Source organism: Nocardia sp. NPDC005998 (genome assembly GCF_040614395.1).
Classification (GTDB): Bacteria; Actinomycetota; Actinomycetes; order Mycobacteriales; family Mycobacteriaceae; genus Nocardia.
Window position 1 is genome coordinate 190,130 of the sequence record NZ_JBEXUI010000004.1, and the last position, 11,822, is coordinate 201,951.

Here is an 11,822-nt window from a genome sequence, read left to right on the forward strand (position 1 = left end):
GGTTTCAGCCAACGCGGGCGGGAGCGCCCGGCATATTGTCCAGTGCGAGGCCGCCTTCGATCCCGTTCGGGACACGGCGGCGGTTGGGGGAGCCGAGGGCCGAGGTGAGGTCGGTGCCGTCGTGCTCGGCGAGCAGATCACCACTGTCCCATACCAGTAGCGTGGCGCTGACGGTGTTCTCGGCCGCCGAATGCGCGAGATCGTAGTGCGCGCAGCCCGGGACGTGCGGATAAGTGATCCACAAGTCGTAGCCGGTCATGAACAGGTCGAGGTCGAACTGCACACTCAGGCCCAGCAGTTCGCTGCGGCCGTTGTCATCGACGCCCGCGAAGGCCTCGTCGAGTGCGAGCAGGCGCGGGGCCTGCGGGTCGGCCGAATCGAGCATGACGTGCGCGGCCGCGAAGAGCGGCAGATGCAGCGAAACCGACTGCTCACCACCCGACAGCGCGCTGTGCCGGGCCACGGTCAGCTTGTCCTCGCTGCCGTCGGCCGAGATGAGGGTGAAGGAGAACACCCGCCAGGTCCGGTAATCCAATGTCGCGGCGAGGATTTCGGGATACGAACGCTCCGGATGCGCGGCGCGGGCGGCGCGGATCTCGGCGGCGAAGTGAGCGCGGATCGCCGCCAGATCGTCGGCGACGAGCGAGGATGCGTCGCGGTCGAGCAGCTTGCACATGGCGCGGGCGGCATCGGAGAGACTGTCGGACAGGACCCAGTGCACGCCGATCGTATTGCCCGAGGACATGCGGCGCTGTTTCATCTCCGCGCCCATACGGGCGATGAGATCGCGTGCATCGCTGGTGCGTTCGTGGATCTGCTGGGCCAGACCGGTCAGCAGCGCATCCTCGAGAATGCGGCGTTCGGCATCGGTGAGCAGCAATTCCTGATCGCGGCGGGCGGAATCGATGCGGGTGGCGAAATCCGCGAGCGCCGACAAACCGTTGTCGTCCTGGACCCCGACCACCGTCAGGCCGTCCGCGGCATCCCACTGCAGCCGGTAGTCGCGGCCGGAACCGGCGAGCGCGGCATCGAATTCCTGCAGCGCCGAGGTGACCGCACTGCGGGTGGATTTGCGGGCGGCCTCGCCCGCCCGCACGGATGACGTGGCGGCGGTGAGATTGTCGAAGAGTTCGGCGACCTCGTCGGGCAGCACCTGTGGTTCGGCCTCGGGTCCGGCCGCCGAAATGCGGTAGAGCAGCTGTTCGGGGGTCGACCAGGCGGCATCGCTGCTGGGCCAGCGGCTGTCGGTGGGAGCGCCGAGCAAGGTGAGCAGATCCGGTTGTGCGTAGGGCGCGAGGGCCTGCACATCGGCGAGCACCTCGGTGAGCGCGGTGCCCAGCGATTCGTGTGCAGTACGGAAGGCCGCCTCGGCGTCACCGATCGCCTCGATCGCCGCATTCGCGGCCTTGCGGGCGGCCTTCTGCTCCGCCCTGGTCGATTCGATCTTCGCGCGGGCCTGTTCGAGTTCGCGATCGATATCGGCGGCGCCCGCACCCAGTGCCTCGCGCAGCGTTTCGAGCTTGCGCAGCTGTTCCTGGTAGCCCGCATCGGCGGCCTCGGCCTCCTCGGCGAAGGCCTCGGCCAGATCGCGGGCCTCATCGAAGCGGTCCGAACCCTCGCGTTCGCGTTCGCGCTCCCGTTCGTGGTCGGCGCGCAGCCGCAGCAGGCCGGTTCCGGTGTTCTCGAAATGGCGGATGGCGGCGGCGAGGGCATCGATCTCGCGGGCATCGCGCGGGGTGCGGTGCGCTTGGGCGACCGAACGCAACTTCTTCTCCACCGCGGACGCCTCGGCCACCGCTTGGTCGAGGTCGCGCTCGGCCTGTGCCACCACCTCGGAGCGCGACCGCATCATGCCCGCCGATTCCGATACCGCGCGCAGGGCGGCGGTGACCGCCGACGGGCGCGGTAATGCCTTGGCGGCAGCGGAGATTCGCGCGAGTTCGGCAGCGGCGGCGGCTTCATCGGCCTGTGCTTGGCGCTGGGCTTGCTCGGCTGCCTCGAGCGCGGCGGCGAGTTCGGTGAGCCGGACTTCCCGGCGCTTGGCGCGGGCGGTGGCGCCGATGAATTCGGCCTCGGGCTTGTGGTGGCGACCCACCTGCACCCCTTGGCGGAACCCGCCGGTGGTACTCACCGCGACCGCGCTGCCGAGATCTGAGTCCTCGTCGTACAGGGCGATGGAGGCGAGAACATCGGCGACGACCTGCTGGGGCACGGTCAGGTCGGCCGAATCATCCTCGACGACAAGGACATCGGCGAGTGTGCGCCCGGACGGCCTGGCCTCGGGCGGTAGCGGAACCAGGAACTGATCGGAGGTGTAGTCCGGGCGTTCGGCTGCTGCGCAGATCCAACTGTCGAGCAGATCGGCGGCATGCAGGGCGGCCTCGATGCCCGCGGCCTGCTCCGGAGTCACCGAATCAGCGAAGCGAACCAGCCGCCACAGCGGAGCACCCGCACGTCCCTCGGCCTTGCGGGCGCGAGCGGCGAAAACCGGTGGTGCCTCGTCGCGTTGGCCCGCGACGGCGTCGCGTTCGGTGCGCAGCGCGACAATACGGTCACCGGCCAGCGCGGCGCTGGCCCGCGCTTCCTGACGGCGGGTGCGAATGTCGTCGAGGAGCGGTTCGGCGCGTTCGGCCAGCACCTCGCCGACACCGGCGCCCGCATCGGAGCCCGCAGTGGCCAATGCCGCGTCGAGCGCCTCGAAAAGGCCCTTCCGAATGGGGGAGTACACCTCTCGATGCGCATCCCACCAGGTGCGCAGTGCGCCAGCGGCTTCGGTGCGAGCCAGTACAACGGCGGCCTCGGCGGCGGACACCTCGGCAGCGGCCGATTCGCGCAGCGCCCGTGCCCGTTCGGCGAGCTGTTCGGCCCGAGTCCGTTCGGCCGTGGCGGAATCCATCAGACCCAGCGCCTTGCGGACCGCGCGCACATCGGCGTCGCGCTCCTCGGCATGTCCGCGGACCGCGGCGGTGAGCTGGTCGCCACGAGCCTGGTCGGCCGATCCGGCCCAGGTGATACCCGCCTCTTCGGCGGCGGCACGCAACTCGTCCTCACCGCGCGCCAAGGCGGCCGCCGCCTGCTGTACGGCCGCCCTGGCGCGCTCGGCCTCCTGGCCACGCTGATCGAGGGTCTGGCGCGCCTTGAGCGCCTTATCCCGGTGCACGCCGGCCGAGGTCTCCAGGCGGCGCACCGCGTCGGCGAGATCGTCGAGCTGCTGTTTGCCCTCGTAGGCGCTGGAGCGCTGCAGGGTTTCCCGGTCGGCGAGGGCCTGTTCGTAGGCGCGGTCGGCATCGTCGGCGCGCGCCTCGGCGGCGGTGCGTTCGGCCTCGCGACGTTCGCGCAGTGCGGTGGCGGCGAACAGTGCGGTGCTCGCGTGGGTCACCGCGTCCAGCCGGGTGCGCACCTGGTCGACATCGGTCTTCGCCTGTACCGCAAGGTATTTCCGGTACACCCCCACGAAGGACCTGGTGGCCGTGTCGGCGTGGACCAGCCCCTCGAGCGTGCGCCCGACCTCCTCCATATCGCTGAACGAGCGGGCCGCGTCCAGAATCAGCTGCTCGTCGAGCGGGCGCAGACCATCGGTGAGCGCCTGTGAAAGTCCGCGCGGATCTAGGTTTTTCGCGAGCTGCGGGCGGCGCAGCGTGAGAATGAGGTTGATCAGCTGGTCGTAGCGCTGGGTGCCGAGGCCGAACATGCGCGCGTCGATCGCATTGCGGTATTCGACCGGACGGTCGACGATGGCGTCGGTGCCGATCTGCTCGGCCAGCTGTTTGCGGGTGAGCGGCCGGTCATCGGGGCCGATGAGCGAAAAGTCCACGCCCGCACGGCCGTCGGCGACGAAATACCAGCGGGTGACCTTATCGGAGGAGCGGGTGGCGCGCATGCCGATGCCGATGGTGACGACCTCCGGATCGTCCCATTTACCGCGTGCGAACTCCATCCACACATACGAATATGCCGATTCCTGCTTGCGGTACAGCAGATTCGACTTCATGGTGCGCTCTTCACCGGCGAACGGGTTGAGCCTGCGCGGTTCGATCCGGCCGTCGAGTACGAACGGGAACAGCACCTCCAGGGCCTTGGTCTTACCGGAACCGTTGGGTCCGCGCAGTACCAGCCTGCCGTCGGCGAAGCAGTACTCCTGGTCGCGGTAGTCCCACAGGTTGATGATCCCGGCGCGGGTCGGGACGAACCGCACTCCGCCGTGGATGAGCGACATGTTTCAGATCCCTTCCGTACCAACGCTGTCGGCTCCGATGCTGTCGGAGGCGGTGACGAATAATTCGGCGGCGCGCTTCGTGCGGACGGTGACGACCGCGCCGCGGTAGCGCGCCAGGGCGGGCAGGATGATCAGGCCGTCCGTGACCACTTGGACCAGGCGCAGCCGTTCGAGCAGGGCGGTCACCTCCCTGGTCAGTCCGGGCACATCGGCCTGCCATTGCGCGGCGAAGGTGACACCGTAGCGGTCGGTGAGCGCCTGTACGGTTTCGCCGACCCAGCTCGCTTCGACGAAGGGGTAGGTCGCCCGCACCGTGGCCATCGCCTCCGTATCCGGATACGAATCCGAATCCTGTTCCACCACTTCGAGATCGGTCGATGGGAGGTCGGCGAGCGGGACGAATACGGTGGATTCCGGAATGGCGCCGTCGAGCTGTTCGGCCAGTGCGACCGCCGGATCGGGTGCACCGTGGCGGACCGGTACCGGGTGATCGATATCGAGTACGCGGTCGGCGATCTCACCGACCAGCAGCAGCGCCACCTGCGCCAGCGTGCCGGTGCCCGGGAAGCGGATATCGGAGAGGCGGCCGGAGACATCGATCAGCGAGACGCCCTCGGCCCGGCGTTCGGCGCGCAGCCCGGTGAACAGTTCGACATCCGCGACGACCCGGTCCTGCATCAGCAGCGGACGTTCGTCATAGGCCAAATCATCCGCATAGACGACCGGACGCTCGATGAGGCCGCGGCGTACCCGGCGCGCGGCGTCGGCGGCCGCCGCATTGGCGGCCGGGCCGTGCGCCATGGCGTCCTCGGTGAGCAGACCGCTGACGCTGTGCAGATGCTGTAGCGCGCGTGGCGGGCGGAACAGGGCGAAGACCACCGGTCGGTCGATGTCGTAGAGCGCCTCGCCCGCCTCCGGATCGGCGGCCCAGCCGCCCGCGTCACCATCGGCCAGTGTGAGCGCGCCGCGGTGCGCGAGCCAGCCGACGGCGTCGACGAAGGCATCGCGGTCGGCGGCGCGGTCCGGGGACAGTTCGAGGCCGTCGACCCGGCCGGTATAGGCGGCCACTTGATCGGCCAACTCCGACAACGTGATCTGATCACCCGCGCGGCCGAGGGCGGCCAGTGCCAGGGCCAGGTAGGCGTAGCGACGGCGGTCGAAGACGCGGTCGGTCACGGCGCGAGCCGGTTTGCCGGAGTCGAGGCGATCGACGACCGGGAACAGCCGGGCGGTCGTTTCGGTGACCTCGAGTCGGTAGCCGAACAGTTCGGCCAGGTCCTCGCGGAGTTCGGTGGCCCAGCGGCGGATCAGCGGCAGCGCGATCCGATCCGGAAAGGTCCTGGTGACCAGGTGGTTGGCGAGGATGACCCGGGCGGCGCGCTGGTAGTTGTCCAGGGCAAGGGAGTCGACGCGGCGGGCGTGGATCATGCGCGCCGTCCCCGGGCCGTCTGCTCGACCTGGAGTCGGCGGTTGTTCAAATGCAGGAGGCCGCGGGCGGTGTGGACCACGGTCGAGCCGGGATGTTCGGAGACGGTGAGAGTGACGCCGCTGTCGGAGCCGGTGGTGCCGTCGACGCGGCCGCTGACCGGAACCCATGCGGTGGAGGCGGCGTCGAGCAGGCGCAACAACACCTCGGTCTCGCGTTCGTCGAGGACGCGGTCGTGCACATCGGCGGCGGCGAGGGATTTGGCGGCCTCCGCGCGGGCGCGCTGTGCCTCGAGTTGGGCCTCGCGCAGTCGGCGGATTCCGGCGTCGTTGCGCTGAATTCGGGCCGGGGCACCGGCCTGCGGTGGCCTGCCGGTTTCGGCGAGGGTGCGCGAGATCTCCAGTGGCGGCGCCTCCCACCAGGACCGGATCGGCGGGATCAGCTCCGCGTCCGGATGTTCCAGCGATAGGTGCCGTGGCCTGCCGAGACCGAAGACGGCGTCGAAGAGCGCGTGTGCGCTGTCGGCGGTGGGCGCGGCGGTGAACCAGCCAGCGAGATGCCGCAGTGCCGATTCGCGACTCACCCCGCCCTTGCGGGTCTCGGTGACCCGCCGCAAAAGCGACAGTACGGCGGCAATGGCGCTCATGGTCGCCTCCCGCAGGCGATCGGCCTCGGTCGAGGACGATTCGCCCGGAATGTCGGAGGCCGTCGCGACGAACCAGGTTCGCAATCCCTGCCAGCGCGCCCGCCAATCCGCTTGCCGCTCGGCCACACTCAGCAGCACCCGTTCGTCGCAGCCCGCCGCCCGCTCGATCAGTTCGCCGACTCCGGTCTCCTCGATCTCGCCGATAGCGGCGGCCAGCCGCGGCGCGAAACGGGCCAGATCCATGCTGAACTCACGCATATGCGCGAGCAGCGCGTCCTTGTGCGCGAGGAACGATTCCGGCGTGATCTCGGTGGTGCGGACCATATCGCCGAGCGAGAGGTAGAAATGCGCGGCCCGCGCCGCCATATCGGTGAGCGCGGCATCGAGACGGCGCAGCGTCCGGTAGACGCGCTCGGCGTCACCGGCCCTATTCGCTTCGGCGAGCGTATTCAGATCAGCCAGCAACTCGGGCAACACCAGTCGCGATAGTGCAGCCTCGTCCAGTCGCGCTTCGAGGACCCCCGCGACCGCTCGATATGCCTTGAACCCGGCCTGAGTGAGCTGATAGACGTAGTGCCGATTCCGATACTCCGCGAGTGTCGCCGCCCGCGTTCCGTCGTAACTGCGCTCGACCACGCCCCAGTGGTGCAGCTGATCCAGCAGCGGCCCGATCTCCGCTCCCGTCAACCGCGGCGCATCGTCTCCGCTGCGTTCGATCCAGGTCGCCACATCGTCGGCGTGCAACAACACCACATACGCCGCGCGCGCACTGTCGAATGCCCGCAGCACCCATAGATACTCCGCCCGCTTCTCAGCCGTAGCGAAGGAGAACAGCCGCAATCGCTCATCCCACAGTGCGGGTGCGGCATACGGCAGGCCGTCAACGGAGTCGGTCACCGGGAACAGGGTAGTAGCGGGTCGATCGCGGCCGTTACGACCGACCCCCATTCGGCGTGGCTGTGTCCGGTTTGCTGCGGTTCGCCACTCGGCCGCTCACAGGTCGAATCGAGCCCGCAGCCCGATCTTGACCTGTTCGAGCACATCCGGTGCGAGCTCACCGACCTGCTCGGTGAGACTGTCCTTCGCAACGATCGCGATGTCGTACAACGCGATCACCTGTGAGCTCTCCGGCATTGCGACGGTAAGCAATTGATGGCGTGACGGTACTTCGCGAGCCTCCCGCACCGGTGCCGCGACCAGCATTGGACGCTGGCGGATCACCACATCGGAGTCCACGATCACCACGGTCGCGCGACGTCCGGAGATATGGCTGACGAGATTCCAGATCTGGCCTAGTCGGGTGGGTTCAGCTGGCACGGCCGAACAATACGTGCTCTGCGGTCTGTTCGGCGTCGTTCGCCCATTCGGTCCCGGTGCTATCGGGCAGTGCCCTGAGCTCATCCTCGAGTAGCTGCCGGCGCACGGCCTTGGCGATGTAGTCGCTCAACTTATCGTTCGAGGCCGCCCGCAGCCGGGCGGCGAGATCGTCATCCATCGAGATGTTCATGCGCACCGCCATACACCCGACGTTACAGCGGATGCGGCACACGGTGCTACAGAGATTGCGGCTACCTGCGGAATCATGGCTGCCGAGGCGGAGGCAGGAGGCGCCGGAGCAAGGTCTTGCCCTGTTCGATGAGGGCGTCGATGCCGGTGCCGGCGGCCCGGTTCGGCTCGACCATGTCGAGGACTCGATCCAGGTTGGTCATGGCGAACTCCATATCGCGCAGGGCGCGGGGGCTGGCGGGGTCGGTTTCGAGGAGATCCTTGGCGATCGAGAGGGCCTCGCGGTAGACCTCGATGGCGGAGTCGTAGTCGTTCTCGCGTTCGGCGGCGGCGCCGATGGCGGACAGGATCAGGCCGACATCGCGGTGCAGCTGTAGATTTTCCGGGTCGGCCACGGCGAGGCGACGGGCGAGGGTCAGGGCCGCGGTGTTGTGCCGGAAGGCGAGGGTGTAGGCGCCGGTGGCGACGGCGACCTTGGCGAGCTGATGGTGGGAGATGCTCAGGTCGCGTTGTTTTTCGGTATTGGTCGGGTCGGCCGCCGCGAGTTGTTGTGCCAGGGTTAGGGATTGGGTGTAGTGGTGGTCGGCCGACAGATAGTCGGCGGTGCGCATGGCCAGGTCGCCGAGCTTGTCGTGCGAGATGCTGAGGTCGCGTTGATTTCGGGCGTTGGCGGGATCGTCATCGGCGAATTTGCGATGGATGGCCAAGGATCGGGTGTAGTGGGTGCGGGCGTTGTGCAGTTCGCCCAGTTGTAGGGCGACGTCGCCGCAGCGGTTGAGGGCGATGGCGAGGTCACGCTGGTATTCGGCATTGCCCGGATCTTTTTCCGCGAGTTCGCGATGGATGGCCAGCGACTCGGTGAAGAAGGTGACCGCTTCCTCGGGGGTTTCGAACAGCAGCGCGGCATCGCCGATCTGCTGCATGGCAATGGCGACATCGCGGGCGATTTCGGTGTCGCCGGGATCGGCCCTGGACAGTTCGTTGCTGATGAGGAGCTTTTCCAGATAGTGGCGGCTGGCGGTATCGCCGTGGCCCGCGCGCATGGCCAGGTCGCCGAGTTTGCCGTGTGCGATGGCCACGCCGCGACGGGATTCGGCGGCATCGGGACCCGAGTCGGTGAGACCACCGTGCAGGGTGAGGGATTCGGTGTAGAGGTGCTGTGCGCCGTCGAGATCGGCGGTCAGTATCGCCAGGTCGCCGAGTCGCAGGCAGGCGTTGGCGAGATCGCGGCGCAGTTCGCTACGGGTGGGGTCGCTATCGGCGAGGCTGCGTCGGATGGCCAGTGCCTCGGTGTGGTGGGCCAGCGCGGCAGTGAGATCGCCGCTGCGCACGGCGATATCGCCGAGGCTCTCCAGTGCGCGGCTGAGGACCTGTTGCATATCGACGTTGTGCGGGTCGGTGCTGGTGAGATGCCGTGCGGTGCGCAGGGACCGGCTGTAATGCTCGCGGGCCGTGCCGAGATCTCCTGCCAGCATGGCGAGTTCACCGAGGGTGTCCAGACCGAGGACGAGTGCGCGTCGAGATTCCGCACTACCCCGGGAGGACTGGACTCGGGACCGCAGCACACCGACCAGAACAGTTTGGCGATTGGTTGCGGCACCGAGGTTTCCGGTTCGGCGCAAAGCCCGCACCTCGCGGTCGCCGAGCTCCAGATAGCCGGGAGTGTCATCCGGCAGGGTGGGCATGATCTCGCCGAGCAACGCCGCGATCTGCAGTTGATCCAACTCCCGGCAGCAGGGGATGGCGAGTTCGGTGAGCTCCGCGTACCGGCCCGCGGCGAGCAGATGTCGACATGCCTCGCTGTAATCGTCGAAATCACGGAAGCCGGCAGAGATTCGGGCCAGTCGCATCGCATAGGCTCGGCTGTGGCGGCTGATGCGTTCGGGGCCTTGATAGGTGTCGAGTGCCTGGGCGACCCACGGGTGCACGACATATCGGTCGTCATCGGTGGTCAGCAGTGTCAACCTCAGGAGAGTTTCGATGGTCGCCATGACGGTACGGCGCTGAGTACGCGTCGCGTCGGGACCGAAGCGGGCGTGATAGATATCCAGATCCCGCAGTGGCGTCCGCGATAGCGAAATCTGCAGCAGTAGTTCGCGTTCGGCCGCATCGAGCAGATCCACCAGCGCGTCCACGAGAATATCGCGGGAGCCGAGTACCACCGCGGTATCCAGACTTTCGGCCAGCGACCGGTCCGGACCGAGATCGACGGAATGCTCATCGGCCAAGCGGCGCAACTTCTCACCGACCGGTCGCAATGTGCCGTCCCCACCGCGCAATAGCGCGTCGACAAATTCGATGAGCCGCGGATGACCGCCGATGGTCCGCGCGACGAGCCGACGCTCACCCGGTCCGAGACCGCTGATCTGGGGGAGCCGCAGGAACATTCGCTGTAACTCCGCCGGACTCAATGGCGTCAGTCCGACCTCGGTGAGACCACCGGGAATCGGATACCGGCAGGTGACCAACAGCCGTCCCGTCGTTGCGACCCGGCACAACTGCGAGAACTGTTCGGCGAAACCAGGATCGAGGAATGCCGCACCGTCCGGCCGGGTCAGGTTCTGCTCGAAATCGTCGAACAGCAATAGCAATCGGCTCCCGGCCAATAGCCGATGGATATGCTCGAGCACCTGTCCGTCACCATCGCGGGCAAGATCGTCGGCCACCGGACGCAATGCCGGATCGTCCTGAATGGCCGCGCGCACCGCGGCGCACAGCGCCGTCGGATTCCACTTCCCCACATGTTCGGCGATATGCCAGCCCCGTTCGCGCATGCGCGCGGCAACTCGTCCGGCCACCGCCGTCTTCCCGAGTCCGCCCATCCCGGTGATCACCGCGCCGGGTCCGCTATCAGCGGTGTCGAGCAGCCGCACGATATCGCGAACCGGTCCTCGGCGGCCGATGAGATATCCGACCGGCAACTCACGCACCGTCGCACCGCTCGGCGCCTGGGTGCGCCGACCGAGTGGCCGCGGCGGCGCGTTGCGATCCCACAGCGGCCGGTCCGCCACCCCGGTGAGCAGCGTCGGCACGAACCACTCGGGCGGAATGTCCGCCGCATCGGCGAGCCGCTCCTGTTCGAGGGCATAGCGCGCCCGACTCAGCGCGAAGGCGACCGATCCGCCGGAAAGCGCGGCGTAGAACGACTTCGCCAATTGTGTGGCATACCGATCGGATACCTGCGTCTGCATGACGAGCACCCGTTCGACACCCCCACCGATCAAGGTGCGGGCCAATCCGGCGGGCCCCCCATCGACGCCGCCGCAACTGGACAACACCACCAACGGCAGCGCCCGCCCCGATGCCCGCAGTGCGGCAATGAGATCGGCGGCGTCGACCACATCCGGATCGCCGTCCTCATCCTCTAGCTCCAGCACTGTCGCCGACCCATGCGCACTCAGATGTAGCACATGGAATTCCTCGGCCCGCAGCGCCGTGGTGATCTGCTGCAGCGAGGCGACTTCCAGAATGCGCACACCGCCGCCACCCTCGGTCGGCACCTGCGATACCGCGTCGAGGATCGCCTGCATCTCCGCCTCGACATCCAATGCGAGATTCGCCGTGCGAGTTTCGGTCGGCGCGGCCACCGCGGCGAGGATCTTCATCGGTCCCGGCGCGAGAACGGGGGCGGGCTGCCCGGCACCGGAATACCGACGCGAGACGGCCACATTCGGCCGCATGGCCAACGGCAGGTCGTCGGCGAGTATCAGCATCTCGTACGGCAACAGCATCGTATTGTCGTCGACATCGAATACCACCTCGGTATCGGATCCGTCGACGAGCCGGGTGAGATGCCAGGTCGTGCGCGGTTCGAACATCGCGTCACGCAGCGCCATACCGATCTGGAAGACCATCCTGCGCACAGTTTCGGGCTGACCTCCGACCACATCCCATGCGAACGCCACCTGTTCGGGCAGCGGCGCGACCCGGTCCGCGATCGGCGCATCCGCCTCCAGCACCGTGGTCCGCAGGGATTCGTCCGCATCGCGACGCACAATGACGCGAACTCGATTCATCGCCCTCCCTCA

General features: G+C 67.8%; 6 protein-coding genes. All 6 read right to left on the minus strand.

From position 1 onward, the window contains the following. Positions 1-4 precede the first annotated feature (4 nt). Entirely contained in the window at positions 5-4,216 is a 4,212-nt protein-coding gene (locus tag ABZ293_RS09295) for a TIGR02680 family protein (protein WP_355178877.1), read from the minus strand. Between the two features lie 3 nt (positions 4,217-4,219). Then, on the minus strand, positions 4,220-5,641 hold the full coding sequence (locus ABZ293_RS09300) for a TIGR02678 family protein (RefSeq protein ID WP_355179119.1): 1,422 nt from the start codon (positions 5,639-5,641) through the stop codon (positions 4,220-4,222). Further along, on the minus strand, positions 5,641-7,128 hold the full coding sequence (locus tag ABZ293_RS09305) for a TIGR02677 family protein (protein WP_355179121.1): 1,488 nt from the start codon (positions 7,126-7,128) through the stop codon (positions 5,641-5,643). Before ABZ293_RS09305 ends, ABZ293_RS09300 begins: the two co-directional genes overlap by 1 nt. 153 nt (positions 7,129-7,281) lie before the next feature. Continuing rightward, the gene (locus ABZ293_RS09310; RefSeq protein WP_355178879.1) at positions 7,282-7,605 is read right to left on the minus strand and encodes a type II toxin-antitoxin system PemK/MazF family toxin; all 324 of its coding nucleotides are present in this window, start codon (positions 7,603-7,605) and stop codon (positions 7,282-7,284) included. Then, positions 7,595-7,807 carry a hypothetical protein gene (locus ABZ293_RS09315; RefSeq protein WP_355178881.1) on the minus strand — a complete coding sequence of 71 codons (213 nt, stop codon included), beginning with the start codon at positions 7,805-7,807 and terminating at the stop codon, positions 7,595-7,597. Before ABZ293_RS09315 ends, ABZ293_RS09310 begins: the two co-directional genes overlap by 11 nt. 61 nt (positions 7,808-7,868) lie before the next feature. Then, on the minus strand, positions 7,869-11,810 hold the full coding sequence (locus ABZ293_RS09320) for a CHAT domain-containing protein (protein WP_355178883.1): 3,942 nt from the start codon (positions 11,808-11,810) through the stop codon (positions 7,869-7,871). Between the last annotated feature and the right edge of the window lie 12 nt (positions 11,811-11,822).